The 22,746-nt window shown below is 72.4% G+C and carries 22 protein-coding genes and 1 pseudogene; 4 read left to right on the forward strand and 19 right to left on the reverse strand.

The window, feature by feature from the left end:
- Positions 1 to 26 precede the first annotated feature (26 nt).
- The 10 genes and pseudogenes from QFW80_RS17065 to QFW80_RS17110 form a co-directional block, all read right to left on the reverse strand.
- Positions 27 to 851, reverse strand: a pseudogene (locus tag QFW80_RS17065) (symmetrical bis(5'-nucleosyl)-tetraphosphatase); the annotation flags it as partial.
- A 13-nt stretch (positions 852 to 864) separates the two neighbouring features.
- Positions 865 to 1,248 carry a Co2+/Mg2+ efflux protein ApaG gene (apaG, locus tag QFW80_RS17070; protein ID WP_280603299.1) on the reverse strand — a complete coding sequence of 128 codons (384 nt, stop codon included), beginning with the start codon at positions 1,246 to 1,248 and terminating at the stop codon, positions 865 to 867.
- Between the two features lie 119 nt (positions 1,249 to 1,367).
- Positions 1,368 to 2,159: a 16S rRNA (adenine(1518)-N(6)/adenine(1519)-N(6))-dimethyltransferase RsmA gene (rsmA, locus tag QFW80_RS17075; protein ID WP_280603300.1), complete on the reverse strand. Its 792-nt coding sequence runs from the start codon at positions 2,157 to 2,159 to the stop codon at positions 1,368 to 1,370.
- Positions 2,156 to 2,494 carry a tRNA-binding protein gene (locus QFW80_RS17080; protein WP_280603302.1) on the reverse strand — a complete coding sequence of 113 codons (339 nt, stop codon included), beginning with the start codon at positions 2,492 to 2,494 and terminating at the stop codon, positions 2,156 to 2,158. The genes rsmA and QFW80_RS17080 overlap by 4 nt, the downstream gene beginning before the upstream one ends.
- A gap of 173 nt (positions 2,495 to 2,667) precedes the next feature.
- The gene (pdxA, locus tag QFW80_RS17085) at positions 2,668 to 3,645 is read right to left on the reverse strand and encodes a 4-hydroxythreonine-4-phosphate dehydrogenase PdxA (RefSeq protein WP_280603303.1); all 978 of its coding nucleotides are present in this window, start codon (positions 3,643 to 3,645) and stop codon (positions 2,668 to 2,670) included.
- Between the two features lies 1 nt (position 3,646).
- Positions 3,647 to 4,969 (reverse strand): peptidylprolyl isomerase, encoded by a 1,323-nt coding sequence (locus QFW80_RS17090; protein ID WP_280603304.1) that lies wholly within the window; start codon positions 4,967 to 4,969, stop codon positions 3,647 to 3,649.
- Positions 4,966 to 7,359: an LPS-assembly protein LptD gene (gene lptD / locus QFW80_RS17095; RefSeq protein WP_280603305.1), complete on the reverse strand. Its 2,394-nt coding sequence runs from the start codon at positions 7,357 to 7,359 to the stop codon at positions 4,966 to 4,968. The genes QFW80_RS17090 and lptD overlap by 4 nt, the downstream gene beginning before the upstream one ends.
- 109 nt (positions 7,360 to 7,468) lie before the next feature.
- Positions 7,469 to 8,407, reverse strand: coding sequence for a histone deacetylase family protein (locus QFW80_RS17100; protein ID WP_280603408.1), 939 nt, complete (start codon positions 8,405 to 8,407; stop codon positions 7,469 to 7,471).
- 12 nt (positions 8,408 to 8,419) lie between these two features.
- A complete protein-coding gene (locus tag QFW80_RS17105) occupies positions 8,420 to 8,968 on the reverse strand; it encodes a cob(I)yrinic acid a,c-diamide adenosyltransferase (protein WP_280603307.1) in 549 nt (182 codons plus the stop codon).
- A 30-nt stretch (positions 8,969 to 8,998) separates the two neighbouring features.
- Positions 8,999 to 9,595 (reverse strand): hypothetical protein, encoded by a 597-nt coding sequence (locus QFW80_RS17110; protein WP_280603309.1) that lies wholly within the window; start codon positions 9,593 to 9,595, stop codon positions 8,999 to 9,001.
- Between the two features lie 90 nt (positions 9,596 to 9,685).
- On the opposite strand from QFW80_RS17110, the gene ubiH reads away from it, so the two are divergent.
- Both ubiH and QFW80_RS17120 read left to right on the forward strand, forming a co-directional pair.
- A complete protein-coding gene (gene ubiH / locus QFW80_RS17115; protein WP_280603311.1) occupies positions 9,686 to 10,888 on the forward strand; it encodes a 2-octaprenyl-6-methoxyphenyl hydroxylase in 1,203 nt (400 codons plus the stop codon).
- Positions 10,885 to 12,063, forward strand: a complete 1,179-nt coding sequence (locus QFW80_RS17120) for an FAD-dependent oxidoreductase (RefSeq protein ID WP_280603312.1) — start codon at positions 10,885 to 10,887, stop codon at positions 12,061 to 12,063. The genes ubiH and QFW80_RS17120 overlap by 4 nt, the downstream gene beginning before the upstream one ends.
- A 6-nt stretch (positions 12,064 to 12,069) precedes the next feature.
- Here the strand turns inward: QFW80_RS17120 and QFW80_RS17125 are convergent, their stop codons facing one another.
- The 6 genes from QFW80_RS17125 to QFW80_RS17150 form a co-directional block, all read right to left on the reverse strand.
- Positions 12,070 to 13,011 carry a DUF808 domain-containing protein gene (locus tag QFW80_RS17125; protein WP_280603314.1) on the reverse strand — a complete coding sequence of 314 codons (942 nt, stop codon included), beginning with the start codon at positions 13,009 to 13,011 and terminating at the stop codon, positions 12,070 to 12,072.
- A 110-nt stretch (positions 13,012 to 13,121) separates the two neighbouring features.
- The gene (locus tag QFW80_RS17130) at positions 13,122 to 13,508 is read right to left on the reverse strand and encodes an EF-hand domain-containing protein (protein WP_280603315.1); all 387 of its coding nucleotides are present in this window, start codon (positions 13,506 to 13,508) and stop codon (positions 13,122 to 13,124) included.
- A gap of 96 nt (positions 13,509 to 13,604) precedes the next feature.
- Complete coding sequence (gene rlmM / locus QFW80_RS17135) at positions 13,605 to 14,660, reverse strand: 23S rRNA (cytidine(2498)-2'-O)-methyltransferase RlmM (RefSeq protein ID WP_280603410.1); 1,056 nt, start codon at positions 14,658 to 14,660, stop codon at positions 13,605 to 13,607.
- 10 nt (positions 14,661 to 14,670) lie between these two features.
- Positions 14,671 to 15,249 (reverse strand): nucleoside deaminase, encoded by a 579-nt coding sequence (locus QFW80_RS17140; protein ID WP_280603316.1) that lies wholly within the window; start codon positions 15,247 to 15,249, stop codon positions 14,671 to 14,673.
- Entirely contained in the window at positions 15,249 to 15,629 is a 381-nt protein-coding gene (locus QFW80_RS17145) for a hypothetical protein (protein WP_280603317.1), read from the reverse strand. The genes QFW80_RS17140 and QFW80_RS17145 overlap by 1 nt, the downstream gene beginning before the upstream one ends.
- Positions 15,629 to 17,398, reverse strand: coding sequence for a glutamine--tRNA ligase/YqeY domain fusion protein (locus QFW80_RS17150; protein WP_280603318.1), 1,770 nt, complete (start codon positions 17,396 to 17,398; stop codon positions 15,629 to 15,631). Before QFW80_RS17150 ends, QFW80_RS17145 begins: the two co-directional genes overlap by 1 nt.
- A 226-nt stretch (positions 17,399 to 17,624) precedes the next feature.
- On the opposite strand from QFW80_RS17150, the gene QFW80_RS17155 reads away from it, so the two are divergent.
- Together QFW80_RS17155 and msrA are read left to right on the forward strand one after the other, a co-directional pair.
- The gene (locus QFW80_RS17155) at positions 17,625 to 19,844 is read left to right on the forward strand and encodes a GGDEF domain-containing protein (RefSeq protein ID WP_280603319.1); all 2,220 of its coding nucleotides are present in this window, start codon (positions 17,625 to 17,627) and stop codon (positions 19,842 to 19,844) included.
- 70 nt (positions 19,845 to 19,914) lie between these two features.
- Positions 19,915 to 20,562: a peptide-methionine (S)-S-oxide reductase MsrA gene (gene msrA, locus QFW80_RS17160; RefSeq protein ID WP_280603320.1), complete on the forward strand. Its 648-nt coding sequence runs from the start codon at positions 19,915 to 19,917 to the stop codon at positions 20,560 to 20,562.
- A 33-nt stretch (positions 20,563 to 20,595) separates the two neighbouring features.
- Here msrA and QFW80_RS17165 read toward each other — a convergent pair whose 3' ends face one another.
- From QFW80_RS17165 to QFW80_RS17175, 3 genes are all read right to left on the reverse strand, one after another.
- Positions 20,596 to 21,243 (reverse strand): hypothetical protein, encoded by a 648-nt coding sequence (locus QFW80_RS17165; RefSeq protein WP_280603321.1) that lies wholly within the window; start codon positions 21,241 to 21,243, stop codon positions 20,596 to 20,598.
- Between the two features lie 3 nt (positions 21,244 to 21,246).
- On the reverse strand, positions 21,247 to 21,654 hold the full coding sequence (gene rnk, locus QFW80_RS17170) for a nucleoside diphosphate kinase regulator (RefSeq protein ID WP_280603322.1): 408 nt from the start codon (positions 21,652 to 21,654) through the stop codon (positions 21,247 to 21,249).
- A 138-nt stretch (positions 21,655 to 21,792) separates the two neighbouring features.
- A complete protein-coding gene (locus QFW80_RS17175) occupies positions 21,793 to 22,746 on the reverse strand; it encodes a LysR substrate-binding domain-containing protein (protein ID WP_280603324.1) in 954 nt (317 codons plus the stop codon).

The following is a 22,746-nucleotide window of genomic DNA, read 5'->3' on the forward strand; positions in this document are numbered from 1 at the left end:
GCCTCCGGCGGCGTTCAGCCCGGCTGGCCGCCGACGTCCCGCCCCGGCACCTGCACCACCTGCAGGTCCTCGCTGTCGAGCCGCAGCGCGGTGAGCTTGCCACCCCAGACCGCGCCGGTATCCAGCGCATGCACGCCGTGGCCGATGAACAGCCCCAGCGTGGACCAGTGCCCGCAGGCGATCTTCAGGTCCCGTTGCGCCCGCCCGGGCACCTCGTACCAGGGGTAGAGGCCGGGTGCCTGGGTACCGGGCGCGCCCTTTTCCTCGAATGCGATCCGCCCGCGCGGCGAGCAGTAGCGCATGCGGGTGAAGACGTTGATGATCGCGCGGTCGCGCTCCGGCCCGGTCAGGCGCGGCGACCAGGCGGGGCGGTCGCCGTACATGTTCTTCAGCAGTTTCCGCGCGCCGCTGCCCGCGAGCTTTCGCTCGACCTCGCGCGCATGCTGCTCAGCCAGGGCGACGGTCCATTTCGGCGCGAGGCCGGCGTGCACCATCATCCAGCCCAGCGCGCGGTCCACGTGCACCAGCGGCTGCGTGCGCAGCCAGTCCAGCAGCTCGACCCGGTCCTCGGCGAACAGCACGCCCTGCAGGTCGGGATTGACCTTGCGCTGCTCGGGTTCGCTGCGCTGCGCGATCGCCAGCAGCGACAGGTCGTGGTTGCCGAGCACGGTCACGGCGCTGGCGCGCAGCGAATGCACCAGGCGCAGCGTCTGGATCGACTCGCCGCCGCGGTTGACCAGGTCGCCGCAGAACCAGAGGCGGTCGCGCGCCGGATCGAACCGGAGCTTGTCCAGCAGGCGTTGGGTGGGGCCGTAGCAGCCCTGCAGGTCTCCGATCGCCCAGACGGCCATGCGCTCCCGTCCCTCAGTGCAGCGTGCGCGGCACGGCGAGGGTGAACGGCGGGATCGGCGCGTCGAAGCGGGTGCCGTCGTCGCCGACCATGTCGTAGCGGCCTTCCATGGTGCCAACGGAGGTCGGCAGGGTGGCGCCGGAGGTGTAGGTGAACTGCTCGCCCGGCTCCAGCCGCGGCTGCTCCCCGACGACGCCGTCGCCGTGCACCTCCTCGATGCGGCCGTTGGCGTCGGTGATCAGCCAGTGGCGGCCGACCAGCTGCGCCGGCAGCCGCCCGAGGTTGCGGATGCGGATGGTGTAGGCGAAGACGTAGCGGTCGTCGTCGGGCGCGGATTCCTCGTCGAGGAACTGGGTCGCGATCTGGATCTCCAGGCTGTAATCGGCCGTCTCGTTCATAAGTGCAGTGTATGCGCTGGGCCGTGAACGATGCGGCGTTGAACGCCGCGATTCCGCGGTTGCGCGCGGCTGGATGCCCGGCGACGGAGCGGCGGTGGCGGACCCGGGCGGGGGCGTGTCTAGGCCGTGGGCGGAGGCTGGTTGGACAGGCGGACGAAGTCGGCCACCGGCAGCTGTTCCGCACGCGCCTGCGGGTCGATGCCGGCCGCGCGCAGGGTGGTTTCGTCGCACAGGCGGGACAGCGCGTTGCGCAGCGTCTTGCGGCGCTGGCCGAAGGCGTCGCGGACCAGCGCCGCGAAGCGCGCCGGATCGGCGATCCCCACACTCGCGGGCGGGCGCGGCACCAGCCTGACCACGGCCGAATCGACCTTCGGCGGCGGGCGGAACGCGCCGGGCCCCACCGTGAACAGCGCGGTCACCTCGCACCAGGCCTGCAGCATCACGCTCAGGCGCCCGTAGACCTTGCTCCCGGGGGGGGCGGCCATGCGCTCGACCACTTCCTTCTGCAACATGAAATGCATGTCCTGCACCACGGCGGCGTGGTCCAGCGCGTGGAACAGGATCGGCGAGGACAGGTTGTAGGGCAGGTTGCCGACCAGCCGGATCGGCGCGCCGCCGGCCAGCGCGGTGAAGTCGACGTCGAGCACGTTGGCGTGCACCAGGGTCAGGGTGCCGTGCGCGCGGGCGGCTTCGGTGAGCGGGGCCAGCAGGTCGCGGTCGAACTCGATCGCGGTCAGGCGGCCGTGGCGCTGCAGCAGCGGAAAGGTCATCGCGCCCTGGCCCGGGCCGATCTCGACCAGATGGTCGCCGGGCTTGGGATCGACCGCCAGCAGGATGCGCTCGACCACGCCGCGCTCGTGCAGGAAATGCTGCCCGAGCGACTTCTTCGCCGGCTGGCTGAAGCCGCTCACAGCAGGCGCGTCCCGGGCGGAACGTCCCGGTCGGGCACGCACAGCGCAACCCGGCCCTGTTCGTCGTGGAAGCCGGTGACCAGGCATTCGGAGCGCATCGGGCCGATCTGCCTGGGAGGAAAGTTGACCACGCCCACGACCAGCCGCCCGACCAGTTCGTCCGGTGTGTAGAGCGCGGTGATCTGCGCGCTGGACCTGCGCACGCCGATCCCGGGACCGAAATCGACCTCCAGCACGTAGGCCGGCTTGCGCGCCTCGGGAAACGCGCGCGCAGCGAGCACCCGGCCGACGCGCAGCTCGACCTTCATGAAATCGTCCCAGTCGATGGTCTGCATGGATGGCGGTCGCGGGCTGAAGTCCGGGAAGCCTAACCGGTTGTCGCCGGCAACGCGCGCCGCGCGCCGGTCACCCCGAGTGGCCGGTCAGCCGACGTCATGCGCGTACCCCGGGGATGATGCGGAGCGGGGCGGTGTACGCGCGTGGCCGAGGCCTCCGCGCGGCGCCGCGCTCACGCCTCGCGCCTGCGGCCCGCCAGCCGCGTGCAGGTGTCGATCGCGGCGAACAGGCTGGACGGATCGGCGCGTCCGGTCCCGGCGAGGTCGAACGCGGTGCCGTGGTCCACCGCCACCCGCGGGTAGGGCAGTCCGAGGGTCAGGTTCACGGCGTGCTCGAAACCGCTGTACTTGAGCACCGGCAGGCCCTGGTCGTGATACATCGCGAGCACGGCGTCGAAGCCGCGCAGCTTCGAAGGCAGGAACGCGGTGTCGGCAGGCAGCGGGCCGGGCAGGTCGAAGCCCTCGGCCCGCAGGCGCGCGAGTACCGGCTCGATCACCTCCAGTTCCTCGCGGCCCAGATGGCCGCACTCGCCGGCATGCGGGTTCAGGCCGAGCACCGCGATGCGCGGCTCGGCGATGCCGAAGTCCGTGCGCATCGCCGCATGCACGATCCGCAGCACGCGCTCCAGCAGCGCCGGGGTGATCGCGTCGGCCACCTCGCGCAGCGGAAGATGGGTGGTCGCCAACGCGACGCGGACGATGTCGTTGGCGAGCATCATCACCACCTCGCGCCCGGCGTGCTGCGCGAGCAGTTCGGTGGTGCCGGTGTAGGCGATGCCGCCGAGGTTGATGGTGGCCTTGTGCACCGGCCCGGTCACCAGGCCGTCGCAGTCGCCCGCTTGGCAGGCGTCGGCGGCGCGCGTCAGCGCCTCGACGACCGTGACCGCATTGCGCGGATCCGGAGCGCCGGGAGCGCAGGCTGCCGGGTGGGGAATCTCTACCAGCGGCAGCTGTCCGGGCCGTGCACCGGCGGGGTCGGGCGGCAGCAGCTGGAGGGGCAGGCCGAGCCTGCGCGCCGCATTCACCAGCGATGCCGCATCGCCGTAGGCGACAAGCCCTGCATTCCAGGCGCGCTGCGCGGCACGGACGCACAGTTCCGGGCCCACGCCGGCCGGCTCGCCCGGGACCAGCGCCAGGCGCGGGAGCGCCATGTCAGCCGCCGCTGGCGGGCTGCTGCTGGGCCGCGTCGCCGGCGCGGATGTCGACGTAGGCCTCGCCGCGCATCTCGCGCACGTAGCGGTCCCACTCGTCCTCGAGCTTGCGCTGGCCGATTGCCTCGCGCACCTGGGCGCGGCGGTTCTCGTCGTCGACGCTGGTCTGGCGCTCGCCGACGCGCTGCACGATGTGCCAGCCGGCCTGGGTCTTGAACGGCGCCGAGACCTGGCCGTCCTGCAGCGCCGCGACCTGGCCGCCGAACTCGGGTCCGAACTCGTCCTGGGTGAACCAGCCCAGGTCGCCGCCGTCCGGCTTGCTGACCGTGTCGTCCGAACTTTCGCGGGCGACTTCCTCGAAGTCGGCGCCGCCGGCGATCCGTGCGCGCAGGGTGTCGATCCGCGCCTTGGCCTCGGCATCGCCGCCCGCGCCTTCGGCCGGGCGCACCAGGATGTGGCGCGCGTTGAACTGGGTGACCGTCGCGCCACCGCCGGCCTGCGCGCCTTCGCGCGTGTCGACCAGCTGCAGCAGCTGGAAGCCGCTGGGACCGCGGATCGGACCGATCACGTCGCCCTTGGACATGCTGCGGATGGCGTTGCCGAACGCGGCCGGGATCTCGTCCAGGCTGCGCCAGCCGAGGCTGCCGCCCTCGAGCGCATTGGGGCTGTCGGAATAGCGCACCGCGGCGGCGGCGAAGTCCATCTCGTTGCGGTCGAGCAGGGCCTTGATGCCGTCGATCTTCTGCTGGCCGGTGGCGATCTGCTCCGGCGTCGCGCCCTCGGGCAGCGCCACCAGGATGTGCGCCAGGCTGTACTGCACGTTGCCGGCCTGCGCGGCCATCGCCGCGTCCACCTCGGCGTCGCTGACGCTGATGCGGCTCTGCGCGAAGCGCTGGCGCATGCGCTGGATCACGATCTCGTCGCGCAGCGAGCTGCGGAAGTCGTCCATCGACATGCCGTCCGCCGCGAGCTGCTGGCGCAGCTGGTCAGGCGAGAGGTTGTTCTGCTGGGCGATGTTGTTGATCGCGTTGTCGACCTCCGCGTCGCCAACGCGCACACCGGTCTCGGCCGCGCGCGCGGTCTGCAGCTTGACCAGGACCAGGCGCTCGAGCACCTGGCGTTCGAGCACCGGGCGCGGCGGCAGCTGGTTCTGGCGATCGGCGTACTGGGCGACGATGTTGGCGACGGCGCGATCGAGCTCACTCTGCAGGATCACGTCCTCGTCCACCACCGCGGCGATGCGTTCCAGCGGCTGGGTCTGTTGCGCGTGGGCGGAGGCCGCGAACAGCAGGGCGGCGCACAGGGATGCGAGGCGGGTCTTCATGGGAGGGGGTCGTCTGCGGAAATGTCGTCGTCCGCGCTGCTGCGCAGTTCCGACGGCGGGACGAGGTAGAGGTCGTCGCGGTGATACCCGAGGATAGCACGGCGCAGACGGCTCCGGTTGTCGGGGCCGGCGGAACCCAGCCCCTTGAGTTCGATCTCGAGCTGGATCGAATCGTTCATGTCGCCGCGGGTATTGCGCACGTAGCGGCGCGCGACCAGGCGCGCAGCGACGCAGCAGCTTTCCCACTGCACGCCGGCGATGCCTTCGAGCACCTGCTTGTCCTGCAGCGAGTAATAGTAGCGGCCGACCAGGCTCCAGGTGGGGTTGATCGGGTACAGGAACGACAGATCCACCTGTTCGAGCAGGTCGGTCTGGCGCAATACATTGCGACGGTAGCGATAGGAGAGATTGACGATGCCCTCGTCGCCGATCAGGTAGCGGGTGCGGAAGCTGGCCAGGTCTTCGCGGCGCGTCGCCGGATTCCACTGATACGAGGCGCCGATGGTCCAGCGGTCGTTGATCGCGTAGTTGGTGTCGACCACCCACGCGGATTCGCCTTCCTCGATCGGCGCTTCGTTGCCGAGCGTGACCCTGGCATCCTTGAAGTACTGGATCTGGCCGATACTCGCGGAGAGTTTCTCGCGACCGTCGGACTCGCGGATCAGGCGCGTGGTCAGCGCCATCGTCAGCTGGTTGGCATCTCCCTGGCGGTCGGCGCCGGAATAGCGGTTGTCGCGGAACAGCTGGCCCCAGCTGAAGGTCATCGGCCGGGTGTCGAACAGCGGCATGTCGTCCTGCTCGCGGTAGGGCGAGTTGAGGTAGAACAGCCGCGGTTCGAGCGTATGCAGGTAGTCGTCGCCGCGGAAGCGGGTGTCGCGGTCGAAGAACAGGCCGGCATCGACGGTGCCGATCGCATGGCTCGCCGACGGCGCGTCATCCGGACTGCCGGGATCGAGATCCTCGGCCAGGGCGTTGTCCAGCCGGTACTGCACATGCCGGAAAGCAACCGTGGGCCGCACGTACCAGCTCGCGCCTTCCAGCGGCAGGCTGACCCAGGGCTTCGCGTACAGGCGGCTGCCGCCGGGCTTGGACTCGGCGTCGAGATGCGAGAAGCGGGTGACCTCCGCATCCGCTCCCGCCACCAGCCACCGGCCGACCGGCTGCTCCCAGTTCACGTAGGCGCGCGGCAGGCGGTTGTAGGGCAGGCGGGTCTCGGAGAAGGTGTAGTCGGTCAGGTGTCGGTACTGGCCCTCGACCAGCGCGTTCCAGTAGCGGCCGCGGCCGTACACGCCGACGGTGCTGGTGAGCGAGGACACCGACAGGCCCTCGACGTTGCTGCTCGAATCCTCGATCCAGCGCGGGTCGCTGAACCAGTACAGATTCGCGCGCGCCTGCCAGGTGCGGTCGATGTTGTGGTGACCCGTGTAGCGGAACGCGCCGCGGTTGTCCTCGCGCCGGTTCTCGGCGATCGGGACCTCGATGATCTCCTCGTCGCGCTCGCGCCAGGCCAGGTCGTCCGAAGGCAGCGCCTGGAAATCGAGCGTGCCGCGACCGCGGCTGTACAGATGGCGGAACTCGGTCCCCAGCTGCAGCCCGCGCCGGCTCATGTAGCGCGGGGTGAGCGTCATGTCGTAGTTCGGCGCGAGGTTGAAGTAGATCGGCTGGCGCCAGTCGAAGCCGTTGCGGCTGGACATGCTGATGCTGGGATAGAGCAGGCCGGTGCGGCGCTGGTCGTCGATCGGGAATGCCAGGTACGGCACGTACAGGATCGGTACCTTGCCGATGCGCAGGGTGGCGTTGCGCGCCACGCCCGTGCCTTCATCCGTGTCGACGTCGATCCGCTGCGCGCGCAGCTCCCACCAGCGCTGGCTCGGCGGGCACGTCGAGTAGGTGGACTCGAACATGCGCCCGCGCGCGTCCTGCATCTCGATCCGCTCCGCGCCGCCGTTGCCGCGGCGCTCGGTGAGCTGGTAGCGGACGTTGTCGATCCGGTGCGAGTCGTTGTTCTGGTCGCCCTCCAGCCGCTCGGCGACCACGCGCATGCCGGAGTCCTGGTAGCGGACGTTGCCGGTCGCGGTGTAGGTGCCGGTGTCCTGCGCGAATTCGATCCGGTCGGTGCCCAGGAACTGGTCGCCGCGGCGCAGGGTGACGTTGCCGGTGACGTTGTACAGACCGCCGTCCATGCCGACGGTCTGGTCGCCCTGGATGTCGGTGGGCAGGTTCTCGCGGTCGGCGGCGTTGCCGACCGGCGCCTGTGCGTCGGGGAACAGCGGCACCGCGTCCTCGACCGGACACAGCGACCAGTCGACCGGGATGTCGTCGTCCGCGTGGGCTGCCAGCGACAGGGCGATGCAGATCGGCAGGGGCAGCAGGCGGAGCGCTTGACGCACGCGACGGAATCCCGGGGGCGGAAAGGCCGCTAGCTTGCCGGAACCACCGGGCAGCGGCAATGCGGCCGGCCCCGGCGGTTCATGCTGTGGCCGCCTCGCACGCGGGGGGTCAGGCGCCGGCGCGGACGGGCCCGTCCGCGCCGAGCAGCGCCGCCACGTGCGCCACCGTGCCCTCCCGCAGCGCCTGCAGGTCGTAGCCGCCCTCGAGCATCGACACGAGGCGCCCGCAGGCATGGCGCGCGGCCAGGCGCGACAGCTCGGCCGTGATCCAGCCGAAGTCGGCCGGATCCAGCGCCAGCTGGGCGAGCGGGTCGCGCCGGTCGCCGTCGAAGCCGGCCGAGACCAGCACCAGTTGTGGCGCGAACGTGTCCAGGGTCGGGAGCAGGTGCTCGCGCCACGCACGCCGGAACGCCTCGCCGCCGCTGCCCGCAGGGAGCGGCAGGTTCACCAGGTTGCCCACGCCGCGCTCGTTGGCCGCGCCCGACCACGGATACAGGTCGGCCTGGTGCGAACTCAGGTACAGCACCCGGGGATCCTGTTCGAAGATCGCCTGGGTGCCGTTGCCGTGGTGGACGTCGAAATCGGCGATCGCCACCCGCGCCAGCCCGAACCGGTCCAGCGCGTGCGCGGCGGCGACGGCGATGCTGTCGAACAGGCAGAAGCCCATGGCCGTGTCCGCGGTGGCGTGATGGCCGGGCGGGCGCACCGCGCAGAACGCGACGTCGGTTTCGCCGTTCATCACCGCCTCGGTCGCGGCGACGCCGGCGCCGGCCGCACGCAGCGCCGCTTCCGGCGAGCCGGGCGAGAGCAGGGTGTCGGGATCCAGGCGCATGGTGCCGGCCAGCGGCGGACTCAGCACCGTCGCCAGCAGGCGCTCGTCGTGCACGCGCAGCAGCTGGCCGCGGGTCGCGCGCGGGGCCTCGATCCATTCCAGGGCGGGGAAGGCCGCGTGCAGCGCCTCGAGCACGGCGCCGAGGCGGTCGGCGCACTCGGGATGGCCCGCGCCGGTGTCATGGTCCAGGCAGGCGGGGTGGGTGTAGCCGAGCAGCCGCGGCATGGCTCAGCGGCGCTCGTGGCGCCACAGCACTTCGCCCTGCCCGTCGTGGCGTGCGAGCACGCGGGCGAGCACGAACAGCAGGTCGGACAGGCGGTTGAGGTAGCGGATCGCCTGCGGCCGCACCGCCTCCTGGCGCGACAGCGCCACCGTGCCGCGCTCGGCCCGGCGCACCACGGTGCGGGCGACGTGGCAGCGCGCCGCGGCCTCGCCGCCGCCGGGGAGGATGAAGTCCTTCAGCGGCGGCAGCGATTCGTTGTAGTGGTCGAGTTGCGTTTCGAGCCGCTCGATGTCGGCATCGGTGATCGCCGCGTGCCCGGGGATGCACAGTTCCCCGCCGAGGTCGAACAACTGGTGCTGGATCGAGGTCAGCAGTGCATGGATGTCATCGGGCAGCGCCACCGCGAGCAGCAGACCGATCGTCGAATTCGCCTCGTCGACGGTGCCGTAGGCCTCGACCCGCGCCGAATCCTTGGCCACCCGGCTGCCGTCGCCCAGGCCGGTGGTGCCGTCGTCACCGGTGCGGGTGTAGATCTTCGACAGGCGGTTGCCCATGGCGATGGCCGCGCGGCGCGCCGTGCGCCGTCAGTGGCGCGCGCCGTCCCGCGCCAGCGCCGTCGCCTGCGCCGGCCACAGCCGGACGGCGACAGCGTGCAGGGCGACAGCAATGCCCACGTACATCGCGCTCACGCGCAGGTAGGCCGGCAGCCAGTCGCTGTAATTCTTCCACCAGCCGGCCAGGGTCGGATCGGCCACGGTGTCGCTCAGCCAGTAGAACCCGCCTTGGGCGAAGAGGTGGCAGGCCGCGGCCGCGACGGCCACGCTCGCCACCAGCAGGCCGGCCGTGCGCCAGGCCAGGCGGCCGCCGGTGGCACGCTGCAGCCACCAGCCGCCGGCCCACATCGCCAGGTGCGCCGGGACCAGCGCCCAGTAGCCGGGCGAGACGCAGTAATGGCTCCAGAAATCCATGCCCTGGCCGCGGATCACGATCCAGTCCACCAGGACCGCCAGCGCCATGAGCAGCGGAAACGCCCAGCGCGTCCAGGTCGACAGGTAGAAGCCACCGATGAAGAACACCGCCCACGACGCATCGGGCACCGCGCCGAAATGATGCAGGCGCGTGGCGGCCATCAGGGCGGCGAGCAGGGTGAGGATCGCGGCGCGGCTGGCGGCGGTGCTCATGCGGATCGGACTCCGGCGAAACGGCGGGACAGCGCGCATTCTAGCCGACGCCGCCGCGGTGCGCCCCGGGCCCGCGGCTATCATGGCGCGATGGAAGGCGAACACGGAATCCTGATCGTGGGCGGCGGGCTGGTCGGCGCCAGCCTGGCGCTGGCGCTCGACCGCGCCGGCGTGGCGTCCACCCTGCTGGAAGCGGCGCCATCCACGCTGCCGCCCGTGTTCGACCAGCGCAACCTCAGCTTCGCCGAGGCCACCGTCAACGCCCTGACCGCGCTCGGCGTGATGCAGCGGCTGCGCGCGCCAACCGGCACCATCCGGCGCATCCACGCCAGCCGCAGCGGCGATTTCGGCCGCGTGCTGCTCGACGCGCGCGATTACGGCCGCACGGCGTTCGGCCAGGTGGTGGTGGCGCGCGACTTCGGCCAGGCGCTGGACGAGGCGCTGGGCGCGGCGACGCGCGTGCGCCGGCTGCGGGCGCGCTTCGTCGGCCTCGCGGCCAACGCGCCCGGGGCGCGGCAGGTGCGCATCGACGACGGCAGTGGCGAACACGTGCTTGGCGCGCGGCTGGTCGTCGGCGCGGACGGGACCGGCAGCGGCATGCGCGCGGCACTCGGCATCGAGGCCGAGCATCACGATTACGGGCAGCGCCTGTTCGTCGCCCGGCTGCGCGCGACGCAGGCGCCCGAGGGCACCGCCTTCGAGCGGCTGCGCGACGAAGGTCCCACGGCGCTGCTGCCGCGCGGCGACGGCGCGTGGGGCCTGGTGCATGGCGTCGCAGCCGCGCAGGCGGAACAGGTTGCGGCGTTGCCGGACGCGGCCTTCCTGCAGCGCGTGCAGGACGCGTTCGGATGGCGGGTGGGGCGGCTGCTCGAGGTCGGCGAGCGCAGCGTGTATCCCGCCACGCGGGTAGTGGCGCGACACACGACCGCCGCACGCGCGGTGCTGGTCGGCAACGCGGCGCAGACGCTGCATCCGGTCGGCGCGCAGGGATTCAACCTCGGGTTGCGCGATGCGCTGACCCTGGCCGAGGTGGTCGCCGGTGCCGCGGATCCCGGCGCCGATGCCCTGGTGTCCGCGCACGCCGCGCGCCGCCACGAGGACCGCAGCCGCACGCTTGCCTTCTCCGACGGCCTGGCGCGCCTGAGCGCCAGCCGCGTGCCGCTGCTGCGCCCGCTGCGCAGCGCCGGGATGATGGCGGTGGACCGGGTGCCGTCGCTGCAGGCGCTGCTGGCCGGCGGCGCGATGGGCTATCGCGGCGACGTCCCGGCGCTGTGCCGGGGAGCGCGCGCATGAGGCGTCGCGACCCGCACGACGTGGCGATCGTTGGCGGAGGCGTGGTGGGCGCCGCGTGCGCGCTGGCGCTGGCGCGGCAAGGGCTGGACGTGCGCCTGCTCGAAGCCGCGCCGCCGGCGCCGTGGTCCGCGGACCGGGCCGACCTGCGCGCCTACGCCATCGCGCCGGACAACGTCGCCCTGCTCGATGCGCTCGACGCCTGGGCGCCCGTGCGCGACACCCGCGCGCAGGCGTACCGGCGGATGCACGTCTGGGATGCCGGCGGCGGCGATCCGATCGTGTTCGATGCCGACCTGCTGGCGCGGCCCGAGCTGGGCTGGATCGTCGAGCACGGCCTGCTGGTCGAGGCGCTGTGGCGCGCGCTCGAACGCGCGGGCGTGCGGGTCTCGTGCCCGGCGCGGGTGTCGGCGCTCGAACAGTCCGACACCTCCGCCACGCTGCGGCTGGACGACGGGACCTCGGTCGCCGCGCGCGTCGCGATCGCGGCCGACGGCGCCTCGTCGCCACTGCGGCAGATGGCGGGCATCGCCGCCGAAGCGCACGACTACGCGCAGCGGGGCGTGGTGGGCTATGTCCGCACCGGCCGTCCGCACGAGGCGACGGCGTGGCAGCGCTTCCTGCCCACCGGCCCGCTGGCGCTGCTGCCCTGGGTCGACGGCAGCTGTTCCATCGTGTGGACCCTGCCGGAGGACGAGGCCGCGCGCGTGCTGGCGCTGGACGACGACGCGTTCGGCCGCGCGATCACGACCGCATTCGACGCGCGCCTGGGTGCGATCGATCCGCTCGGCCCGCGGGCGGCGTTCCCGCTGCAGCGCCAGCTCAGCGAGACCCAGCACCGGGGACGGGTCCTGGTGATCGGAGACGCCGCGCACGCGGTGCATCCGCTCGCCGGGCAGGGCGTGAACCTCGGCCTGCGCGACGTGGCGGCACTGCGCGACGTGGTGGCTGGCGCGCGACGGCAGCGGACGGAGTGGGAGGCCCCGCACCGCCTGGCACGCTGGGCGCGTGCGCGCCGCAGCGAGAACGCGCTGGCTGCGCACGCCTTCGAAGGCCTCAACCGGCTGTTCTCGAACGATGCGCTGCCGGCGACGCTGCTGCGCGGCCACCTGCTGGGCCTGGCGGGCCGGATGCCGCCGCTGGTCGACCTGTTCTGGCGCCGCGCCGCCGGCGGCTGACCGGCCTCAGGCCGACTCGGGTTTGGCGCGCGCGCCGCGCAGCCGCTGCACGCCCATCACCACGCCCACCGTGACCGCGCCGGCGACGATGCCGACGGCCGCGTTGATCAGCATCGGCGTGAGCGCGCCGAGCACCGCACCCACGCCAGGCACCGCGGCCGCGTCCACCGCTGCATCCTCCACCCACTCGGCCAGCGCGTGGAAGCCGTGCACCAGGATGCCGCCGCCGACCAGGAACATCGCCGCGGTGCCCGCGATCGCCAGGCCCTTCATCAGCCACGGCGCTGCGCGCAGGATGCCGTTGCCGATCGCGCGCGTGGCCGCGCTGGCGGCGCGGCTCAGGTACAGGCCGAAGTCGTCGAGCTTCACGATGCCGGCGACCAGGCCGTACACGCCGACCGTCATCAGCGCCGCGATCCCCACCAGCACGCCGAGCTGCACCATGAACGGCTTGCCGGCGACCGTACCCAGCGAGATCACGATGATTTCCGCCGAGAGGATGAAATCGGTACGGATCGCGCCCTTGATCTTCTCCTTCTCCTGCGCCAGCAGTTCGCTGTCCGGCCGCGAGAGCGCCTTGAGATGCGCCTGGTGGTGGGCTTCCGCCTCGCCCTTGTGCAGGAACTTGTGCAGCAGCTTCTCGACGCCCTCGTAGCACAGGAACAGGCCGCCGGCCATCATCAGCGGCGTCACCGCCCAGGGCAGGAAGGTGCTGATCGCCAGCGCCGCCGGCACCAGGATCGCCTTGTTGACCACCGAGCCCTTGCCGACGGCCCACACCACCGGCAGTTCGCGCGCCGCGCGCACGCCGCTCACCTGTTCGGCGTTGAGCGCCAGATCGTCGCCGAGCACGCCGGCGGTCTTCCTCGCGGCCACCTTGGTCATGGCCGCCACGTCGTCGAGGATGGTGGCGATGTCGTCGAGCAGGACCAGCAGGCTGGAGGCCATGGGGATCGTCGGAGATGGAGGACGCGCGATTGTAGGCGGGCTCGCGCCCAGGGCAGGTGACCGCAATCGTCCGCCCGGCGCCGCGGACGGCCGGGCGGACGCCGCGCGGGTCAGCGGCGCCGCTGCGCGGTGTACTCGTCGCGGTCCAGGCGCCCGTTGCCGTCGGCGTCGATCCGTTCGAACGGGTCCGCCAGTGGCGGCCCGGCGGCCGCCTCGGCCGACGTGAGGGTGCCGTCGCCATCGGCATCGAGGGCGTCGAAGGCACGGCTGGCCTCCACCAGCGCCGGGTCCACCACCCGCGTGAACAGGGTGACGTCGCGGTCGACGTCGATCCGGGTGGTGTCGGTCGCCGAATCGGTCGCCTGGGTCGCGGTGTCCGGCGTAGCGGGCGCCGGCGGGGGCGCGGCATGCGCCGGGGCGGACTGGGCGGCCGCCCAGGGAGCGGCGGCGATCAGCGCCGCGGCGGACAGGAGACGCAGGACCACGGGCATGCGCATCGGAAGCTCCGGACGGGACGATGTCGCGATGCTCGCCCCCGGGCGATGAAACGGCCGTCAAGCCGGCCGGCCATACCGGCTACGCCACGAGCGCGATCAGTCGGTGCGCCGCGCGTGGACGGTGATCTCTTCGCGGTCGTGGTACAGCTGGCGCGCACGGACCGCGAGCGGCACCGCGGCGGAGTCCGCGAAGGCGTCCAGGCTGCGCCGGGTTTCCAGCCAGCGCTTCTTCATCGGCAGCTTGAGGTTGAAGATCGTCTGCCGGCACCAGCCCTCGCGCAGCCAGTCGCCCATGCGCCGGGCCACTCGCGCCGGCTGCTCGACCATGTCGCACACCATCCAGTCCAGCGGCCGTGGCGGCTGCCAGCGGAAGCCGTCCGCGCGCAGGTGTTCGACCCTTCCGGTGTCGAGCACGTGCTGGCGCAGCGGGCCGTTGTCGATCGCGGTCACCTGCAGCCCGTGTCGGGCCAGCACCCAGGTCCAGCCGCCCGGAGCGGCGCCGAGGTCGGCCGCGGTCATGCCGGGGCGCAGCCAGTCGCGGCGCTGGGCATCGTCGAGCAGGCTGAGCAGCGCTTCCTCGAGCTTGAGCGCCGAGCGCGACGGCGCGTCGTGATGCAGCTTCAGCCGCGGCACGCCCAGCGGCCAGGGCGCGCTGGCGCCAGGATCGGACTCGGCGAGCAAGGCGTGGTCGCCGGCGACGAAACACACGTGGAGGCGGGTGGCGTTGGGCTGTTCGACGCCGGCGAGAAGCCCGCGCTTGCGCAGCGCCGGCCGCAGCGCGTTGCCGAAGCTGCGCGCCAGGCCCGAGAGCGGCTTGCCGGCGTCCGAGTCCGGATGCTCGACCCACAGCGTGCCGTAGGCGGGCGTGCGGTCCACGCGCAACGCCTCGAGCGCGGACACGATCGGGGCGATGCGGTCGCGCGGATCCAGTCCGCGCAGTTCGGCCAGCAGGCGAAGCGACTGCCGGGCGAACACCATGCTGCGCCAGGGCAGGTGCGTGGCCAGCGCCGGGTCGCCGACGAACAGCACGTAGCCGTCGCCGCGCGCGGTGCGGGCGTGGCCGTGCAGGCCCGCGTCTGCGGCGCGATCGCCGAGTTCCGCCGCCAGGTCCGGCTCGAAGCCGGCGCGGCAGTAGCACAGCAGGCCGTCCACGCCGGGACGGTCAGTAGCTGCGGGCACCGGACTGGCCGTAGCGGCGCAGCACCTCGCGCGCGTCGTCGCGGTGCAGGTCGCGCACCACCTCGATCCCGCGCCGCGCCAGCTCGCCGATCCAGTCCGCGGGCAGGGGGCCTTCGTCGAATTCGGTGAGCGCTTCGACGTCCTCGGAGCGGGCGCCGATCAGCAGCCGGTCGATGCCGGCCCACACGGTCGCGCCGTAGCACTGGCAGCACGGTTGGGCCGAGGTCGCCAGCACGTAGCGGCCGACCACGTTGTCGTCCAGGTCGCGGTTCAGGCGCGCGCGGCCGAGCTGCTGCTGCGCCAGCATGCAGGCCATGGTCTCGGCGTGCGCCACCGAGCAGTGCTGCGGCAGCACGCGGTTGACGCCGATCGCCACGATCCGGTCGTCGGCCGCGTCGAACACCACCGCGCCGAACGGCCCGCCGCTGCACGCCTCGATGTTCAGGCGCGACAGCTCGATCGCCAGCGCCACCTTGGCCTCGTCGCCGGGGTAGGCCCGCGCCGGATCGACCACGCCGTGGGCCCATTCGGGCAGGGCGAGCAGGACCTGGGCCGGCAGCATCAGCGGTCCACCCGGATCGGGCCGTCGACGGCACGGCACTGGCCCTGCACGCAGTCGCAGGACTGGATGTCCTTCCAGCCGCAGACCGAGGCCATGCCGCTGCGTTCGCACTCGGCGCGCACGGCCTCGGGATCCACGGTCGCGTCCTTGTTCACGCAGGCGGGGAAGTAGCCGCAGCAGTTGCCGACGTTCTTCACCTCGCAGTCGGCGGCCACGCGGCAGCTGGCGTCCGGCTCGGCGGCGGGCCCGCGCACGACCGGGGTCGCGGCGGGCGGCGGGCTGTCCGCTGCCGGCGGCGTGGCCGGCGCGCGCGGCGCGCAGGCGATCGCGCCGAGCAGCAGCGACAGGACGAGCAGGCTGGCGCGAAGTCGCATCGGCATCAGGCCTTCGCCGCCCAGGTATCGCGCAGCGAGACGCTGCGGTTGAACACCGGCGCTTCGGGACGATGGTCGTGGCGGTCGGCGACGAAATAACCCAGCCGCTCGAACTGGAACGTCTGCTCCGGCGCCGCGGCCGCCGCGGCCGGTTCGACGAAGCCGCGCACGCTGCGCTTCGAATCGGGATTGAGGTGGTCGCGATACGTCTTGCCGTCCGCTTCGTCGTCGGGATCGGCGGCGGAGAACAGGCGGTCGTACAGCCGGATCTCGGCCTCGCGCGCATGCGCCGCGCTCACCCAGTGGATGGTGCCCTTGATCTTGCGGTTGGCGCCTTCCATGCCCGGCCGCGATTCCGGGTCGAGCCAGCCGCGCAGCTCGACGATGGTGCCGTCCTCGTCTTTCACCACCTCGTCCACGCGTGCGATGCCGGCGCCGCGCAGGCGCACTTCGCCGCCCGGGACCAGCCGCTTCCAGCCCTTGGGCGGCACTTCGGCGAAGTCCTCGCGCTCGATCCACAGCTCGCGCGAGAACGGTACTTCGCGGGTGCCCAGCGTGTCGTCCTTGGGGTGGTTGGCGAAGGCCAGCGTCTCGGTGTGGCCGTCCGGCAGGTTGGCCAGGACCAGCTTCAGCGGATCGACCACCGCCATGCGCCGCGGCGCGTGCGCATCGAGGTCGTCGCGCAGGGCGCCCTCGAGCACCGAGAAGTCGATCACCGAGTTCTGCTTGCTGATGCCCACCCGGTCCACGAACAGGCGCAGCGCCGCGGGCGTGTAGCCGCGGCGGCGCAGTCCCTGCAGCGTGTACATGCGCGGATCGTCCCAGCCATCCACCAGTCCCTCGCCCACCAGCGCCACCAGCTTGCGCTTGCTCATCACCGTGTAGTTGATGTTGAGCCGGGAGAACTCGATCTGGCGCGGCTTGGCGGCGACGTTCGGCAGGCCCCTGGCCGCCAGCGGCGCCAGCAGCTCCGGGGAGTGCGCCAGGTCCACCCGGTCCACGCACCAGTCGTACAGCGGCCGGTGGTCCTCGAACTCCAGCGTGCACAGCGAGTGGGTGATGCCCTCGATGGCGTCGCCCAGCGCGTGCGCGAAGTCGTACATCGGATAGATGCACCATCCCGCGCCGGCGATCGGGTGCGGCATGTGCTTGATCCGGTACAGGGCCGGGTCGCGCAGGTTGATGTTGCCGCTGGCCATGTCGATCCGGGCGCGCAGGGTGCGGGCGCCGTCCGGGAACTCGCCCGCGCGCATGCGCCTGAACAGGTCCAGGTTCTCCTCCACCGACCTGCCGCGGAAGGGCGATTCGCGACCCGGTTCGGTCAGGGTGCCGCGGTATTCCCGGATCTGCTCGGGCGTCAGGTCGCAGACGAAGGCGTCGCCCTGGCGGATCAGCTTCTCCGCCGCCAGCGCGTAGACCTCGAAATAGTCCGAGGCGTGCCGCAGCTCGGCCCAGTCGAAGCCCAGCCAGCGGACGTCGTCCTGGATCGCCTGCACGAAGGCCGGGTCTTCCTTGGCCGGGTTGGTGTCGTCGAACCGCAGGTTGCACAGGCCGCCGAATTCCTCGGCCACGCCGAAATCCAGACAGATTGCCTTGGCGTGGCCGATATGAAGGTAACCATTGGGTTCCGGCGGGAAGCGCGTGCGGATCGCGGCGTGCTTTCCGCTGGCCAGGTCGTCGCGGACGATCTGGCGGATGAAGTCCTGGCGCGGAGCGCCAGCGACGGCGTCCGGGGCGGCCGCGTGGGCACCGGTGGCCGGTTCGGGAGGGGTCATGGCGCGCGTGGGAGGCGAAAAAACACAGTGTAGCCGAGGCGCCTGAGAGGCCCCGGACCGTGCTGATCCGTGCACGCGGTATCGCCGATAATGTGACGTCGGACAGGGTTCTGCCCGGCACGAAAGTTGCTTAACAGGTTGCGAAGGAGACATTCATGCCCATTGCCCACGCCAGCGCCGGTATCCCGGCCGCGCGGACGCCGCCCTGCTGCGGGCGCGCCGGGCGGTGGGTACGGGCACGCGTGGACGGGCCGCCGGGAGGTGGCAGCTGAGCGCCGGCGCGCGCGCGGCCGGCGGCGGGCGGCGCGAGGGCCTGATCGCGATCTGCCTGGTGCTGATGCTCGGGTTGTTCGCGGCGGCCGTCGCCGGCGGGCTGCCGGATCCGTCCGGGGTCCAGGTACAGGTGCAGCCGCTGGCGGATGCGCCACCTCCCGCGGACACACCCGCCGACGCCGAGTACCGGGCCGTGCGGCTGCGGTTCGACCTGCCACCGCGCACGCCCGGCTCGCGCTGGGTCGTGCGGCTGGAGCGCGAGGCCGTGGATGCGGTGTGGATGCAGCGCGACGGCTGGCGCAGCCCGACGCTGGGCTTCTTCCGCCCCGGCGCCGATACCGGCGTGCTGCCCAGCAGCTACCTGTTCGCGCTGCCGGCGGACTGGGTCGGGCCGGTCGAGGTCCAGCTGCACACCATCGGCGTACAGCGCCGGGCGCTGTATCCGGTGGTCATGGGCGAAGCCCAGGCCCTGCAGCTGGAGCAGTACGGTATCGCCGCCAGCGCGATGATCTACGCCAGCCTGTTCACCATCGGGCTGCTGGCGCTGGCGCTGTTTTCGGCGGCGCGCGACCGCATGTTCCTTGCCCTGTTCGCCTTTACCGGGGTTGCGCTGCTGGCGCTGTCGGCAGTCAACGGCCACCTGTACCAGCTGCCGGTGCTGCGGGGATTCGCGTTCTGGCGCACGCAGGGCGTGATCGCACTGGTGATGCTGCTGTGTGCGGCGTGGCTGCAGATGCTGCTCCAGTACGCCGGCCTCGCGCAGCGGCGCGCGCGCTGGAAGCCGCTCGTCGACGGCGTGTCGCTGGCGCTGGTGGCGCTGGTGGCGCTCTGCCTGCTCAATCTGCCGCAGGTCTCGCGCGTGCTGGCGACCGGACAGGTGGTGCCGTTCGCGATCGCGCTGGGGCTCGGCCTGGTGCTGCTGGGCGACGCGGCGCGGCGGCGCACGCTGATGGCGTTGCCGCTGGCGGCGCTCGCGGTGCTGGTGCTGGCCGGGGTGCTGGTGCTGGAACTGTCCAGCCGCGGCCACCTGCTCGACGGCGTGCTGGTGCGTTACGGCTACCAGCTGGCGATCGTGGTCGGGGTCGCGATCCTGGCGGTCGGCCTGGTGGGGCGGATCGGCGAGTACCGGCAGCAGCGCGACCGCGAGCAGCTCGAGCGCGCGGACAGCGAGCGGCGGATGCAGCGCGAAGCCGCGCGCGCGGGATTGTCGTCGGAACTGCAGACGCGGTTGCGCACGCTGCCCGCGGGCGACATCCCGTGGACCGCGTTCCGCCTGCTGATCGAGCGGCTCCTGCCGCTGATGGAGGTCGAGCGCTGCATCGTCGTCACCCAGGGCTACCATGGCCAGGATGCGCTGCTGGTCGAGCCGGTGGCCGACACCGATACCGTCCGCAGCCAGCTCGGCCGCCGGCAGCTGGCGCTCAAGCGCCAGGCCGCCAACGGCATTCCGCTGCAGCAGCCGGTGACCGAAGCCGGCGCGCCGTCGGTGCTGGCGATCGAGGCGGTGGTGCCGCTGCAGATCCGGGCGCCGGCGTGGGGCGCGCTGCTGCTGCAGCGCCGCGGCGCGGACGGATTCACCACCGAAGAGCTGGCCCTGGCTGGCGATTTCGCGCGCCAGACCCTGCAGCAGATCGACCAGGCGATGGCCGCGGTGCAGCTCCGGCAGTCGGCCGAGCTCGACGCGCTGACCGGAAGCTTCAACCGCCGCACCATCGACCAGTGGCTGGCGCGCAGCTTCGCCGAGGGCGCGCGCTCGGGCCAGCCGGTGTCGGTGCTGTTCCTCGACCTGGATCATTTCAAGTCGATCAACGACCGTCACGGCCATGCCTGCGGCGACGCCGCATTGCGCGAGGTGGCGCTGGCGCTGCGCGGGGCGCTGCAGGAGGGCGACCTGTTCGGCCGCTACGGCGGCGAGGAATTCATCGTCATCCTGCCCGGTCGCAACGGCGCCGCCGCGCGCATGGTGGCCGAGCAGCTGCGCATGGCGGTCGACGACCTGCGCCCCGACTGCAACGGCCAGGTGCTGCACCTGACGGTGAGCGTGGGCGTGGCCACGCGGCTGGAGCGCGAGGACACGCCCGAGGCCACGCTCGAGCGCGCCGACCGCGCGCTGTATTCGGCCAAGGCGGCCGGGCGCAACTGCGTGCAGGTGGCGCCCGCGGTCTTCCGCTGACGCGCTGCGTGGCCGGTTGAAGTCGGCGCGTCGCGGCCGCACATCACCAGGCCCCCCGCGGAGAGCCGTCATGATCGGAATCGGAGCCTGGAAGCAGCGCCTGCCGGCGCCTGGCGAAGCGTTGCCGGGACGCCACGAGCCCCTGCCGCTGCACAACCGGCACCACGTGCTCGGCACGCCGCTGCAGGACGCCTTCGAGGGCCTGGCGCGGGTGCAGTTCGGCATGGGCTGCTTCTGGGGTGCGGAACGGGCGTTCTGGTCGCTGCCGGGCGTGGTCACGACCGCGGTCGGCTACGCCGGCGGCCAGACCCCGAACCCGACCTACCGCGAGGTGTGCTCGGGCCAGACCGGGCACGCGGAAGTGGTGCTGGTGATCTTCGATCCGGCGAAACTGCCGTTCGAGACCCTGCTGCAGACCTTCTGGGAACGGCACGACCCCACCCAGGGCATGCGCCAGGGCAACGACACCGGCACCCAGTACCGCTCGGCGATCTACAGCGACACGCCGGAGCAGCACGCGCTCGCGCTGCGCAGCCGCGATGCCTACCAGGCGCGGCTTCGCGAGGCGGGCCACGGCGCCATCACCACCGAGATCGTCCAACCCGCGCCCCCGTTCTATTACGCCGAGGACGAGCACCAACAGTACCTGTCCAAGCACCCGGGCGGCTACTGCGGGCTCGGCGGCACGGGCGTGAGCTGCCCGGTGGGGCTGGGCTGACCGCAGCGGCGCAGGCGCGCCGGCCCGGCCGGATCAGGGCAGCACTTCGATCGAGCAGGCGTACACCAGCTCGCAGGCGCCGTTGCCGCGATCGTCGCGGCGCAGCGAACTGCGCCAGCGCCAGCCGTCTCCGGTGTCGGCCTCCACCAGCCAGCCGCGGATGCGCACCCGGTCGTCGGTCCGGACCCGGCGTAACGATCGCGCCGCGGCCGCATCGGCCGGGATGATGTGCATGTTCGCGCTGCTGCGCACGAGTTCCTCGAGCGGCAGCGGCGGGTCGCCGGCCCAGCGGTAGTGGTACCAGCGCGACGACTGGCGGATCTGCAGCCGTTCGAGCACGGCCTCCTCGCGCATCCGTTCCCAGCCCAGGGCCAGGTCCGTCGGCGAGAACGCCGCCTCGCGCCCGAGGCGGTAGTCCTCGCGCGACAGCACCCGCGCATCGATCCGGAAGCCCGCCAGGGGCGTGAGCGTGCCGGCTTCGAGCCGGAACGGCACCAGCCCGCGCGGCACGTCGGTCTGCAGTGGCCCGTCGGCCGGATCGCGCCCGGCCGGGGGTGGGCAGGCGAGGGTGGTCCCGGAAGCCGCCGCCGGTGCGTCCGGCTGGCGCGGCGAATAAGGCGAGTACCACCAGCCGAGCGCGCCGAGCAGCAGCCCGGCCACCGCCACCCTGCGCAGCGCCATCGGTCAGGCCGCGGGCTGGACGCCGGTGACGCGCAGGCGCAGGGTGCGGCCCTGCGGCGTGGCCCAGTCGATCGACTGGCCGACCGACAGGCCGAGCAGCGCGCTGCCGACCGGCGCGAGCACCGAGATCCGCCCGGCGCCGACGTCGGCCTCGTGCGGGAACACCAGGGTGAGCTCGTGGCGTTCGCCGGAATGCTCGTCGATGCATTCCACGCGCGCATGCATGCCGACCACGTCCGCCGGCATCTCGGCGTCGTCGACGACCTCGGCACGCGCGAGTTCGCCGATCAGTGCATCGGCGGCCGGGTCGTGCTGCCACTGCGGCGATTCGAGCAGGGCGTCCAGGCGCGCGGCGTCGCGGCGCGAGATGCGGATCGAGGGGGGCAGGCCGCTGGTGGGCTGGGTGGTCATGGCATCGGAACTCCGGTCGGGGCGGCGCATACCGCGCGCGCAAAGAAAAACGGACGGCGCGTCCAACGCGTCGCCCGCTGTGGTGAGGCCTACCGTAGCGCCGCACGCGCGGCGCTTCAAGGGGGGCGCAGGCCCGGTTCAGAGCATGTCGGGCGGGGGCGCCTCGGCCGCCGCGGCCGCCACGTCGGGCACGCCAGCGAGCAGCGCGGGCGGCAGGTCGCGGAAGGTGTCGGCAAGCCGCATGAGGAAGCCCGCCATGGCCGAACTGCGTCGCCAGAACATCGCGATCTCGCGGCTGGGCCGGGAGTCGCTGAAGCCGAGCAGGCGGATGCTCGGGGGATGCGCGACGGGCGGCTGCACCGCCAGCGCCGGCAACAGGGTGATGCCGACGTTGGCGGCTACCATCTGCCGCAGCGTCTCGAGGCTGGTCGCGCGGAACTCCGTGGTCTCGTGCGCGCCGGCGAGCTGGCACACGTCCAGCGTCTGCCGCCGCAGGCAGTGCCCGTCCTCGAGCAGCAGCAGGTGCTCGTTGGCCAGCTCGTCGACGGCGAGCGCGCGACGGCCGGCGAGCCGGTGGCGTTCGGGCACCGCGAGCAGGAACGGCTCCTCGAACAGGAACTCGTGGTGCAGCTGGTCGTCGAGCACCGGCAGCGCGAGGATCGCCGCGTCCAGGCGCCCGTCGCGCAGGCGGGCGAGCAGTTCGTCGCTCTTCTCCTCCACCAGCAGCAGCTGCAGGTCGGGGAAGCGACTGCGGACGCCGGGGATCACGTGCGGCAGCAGGTAGGGGCCGAGGGTCGGGAAGATGCCGAGCCGTACGCTGCCGGCTTCGGGCCGCTGGCTGCGGCGCGCGGCCTCCTTCATCTGTTCCACTTCGGCGACCACGCGCCGCGCGCGCTCGACGATCTCCACCCCGACCGGGGTCAGCATCACCTTGCGCGGCGCGCGTTCCACCAGGGCCACGCCGAGTTCGTCCTCCAGCTTGCGCAGCTGCGTGGACAGCGTCGGCTGGCTGACGAAGCTGGCCGCCGCCGCGCGGCCGAAATGGCGGTGGTCCGCGACCGCGATCAGGTAGCGCAGGTCGCGGAGGTTCAC

The organism is Luteimonas rhizosphaericola (assembly GCF_029888045.1).
GTDB lineage: Bacteria > Pseudomonadota > Gammaproteobacteria > Xanthomonadales > Xanthomonadaceae > Luteimonas > Luteimonas rhizosphaericola.

Bases quoted from the DNA above. Each gene is read 5' to 3' on its own strand.
- apaG (WP_280603299.1), bottom strand. From the start codon at position 1,248: ATGAACGAGACGGCCGATTACAGCCTGGAGATCCAGATCGCGACCCAG.
- QFW80_RS17080 (WP_280603302.1), bottom strand. From the start codon at position 2,494: ATGCAGACCATCGACTGGGACGATTTCATGAAGGTCGAGCTGCGCGTC.
- pdxA (WP_280603303.1), bottom strand. From the start codon at position 3,645: ATGGCGCTCCCGCGCCTGGCGCTGGTCCCGGGCGAGCCGGCCGGCGTG.
- QFW80_RS17090 (WP_280603304.1), bottom strand. From the start codon at position 4,969: ATGAAGACCCGCCTCGCATCCCTGTGCGCCGCCCTGCTGTTCGCGGCC.
- QFW80_RS17105 (WP_280603307.1), bottom strand. From the start codon at position 8,968: ATGGGCAACCGCCTGTCGAAGATCTACACCCGCACCGGTGACGACGGC.
- QFW80_RS17110 (WP_280603309.1), bottom strand. From the start codon at position 9,595: ATGAGCACCGCCGCCAGCCGCGCCGCGATCCTCACCCTGCTCGCCGCC.
- ubiH (WP_280603311.1), top strand. From the start codon at position 9,686: ATGGAAGGCGAACACGGAATCCTGATCGTGGGCGGCGGGCTGGTCGGC.
- QFW80_RS17120 (WP_280603312.1), top strand. From the start codon at position 10,885: ATGAGGCGTCGCGACCCGCACGACGTGGCGATCGTTGGCGGAGGCGTG.
- QFW80_RS17125 (WP_280603314.1), bottom strand. From the start codon at position 13,011: ATGGCCTCCAGCCTGCTGGTCCTGCTCGACGACATCGCCACCATCCTC.
- QFW80_RS17130 (WP_280603315.1), bottom strand. From the start codon at position 13,508: ATGCGCATGCCCGTGGTCCTGCGTCTCCTGTCCGCCGCGGCGCTGATC.
- QFW80_RS17140 (WP_280603316.1), bottom strand. From the start codon at position 15,249: ATGCTGCCGGCCCAGGTCCTGCTCGCCCTGCCCGAATGGGCCCACGGC.
- QFW80_RS17145 (WP_280603317.1), bottom strand. From the start codon at position 15,629: ATGCCGATGCGACTTCGCGCCAGCCTGCTCGTCCTGTCGCTGCTGCTC.
- QFW80_RS17150 (WP_280603318.1), bottom strand. From the start codon at position 17,398: ATGACCCCTCCCGAACCGGCCACCGGTGCCCACGCGGCCGCCCCGGAC.
- msrA (WP_280603320.1), top strand. From the start codon at position 19,915: ATGATCGGAATCGGAGCCTGGAAGCAGCGCCTGCCGGCGCCTGGCGAA.
- QFW80_RS17165 (WP_280603321.1), bottom strand. From the start codon at position 21,243: ATGGCGCTGCGCAGGGTGGCGGTGGCCGGGCTGCTGCTCGGCGCGCTC.
- rnk (WP_280603322.1), bottom strand. From the start codon at position 21,654: ATGACCACCCAGCCCACCAGCGGCCTGCCCCCCTCGATCCGCATCTCG.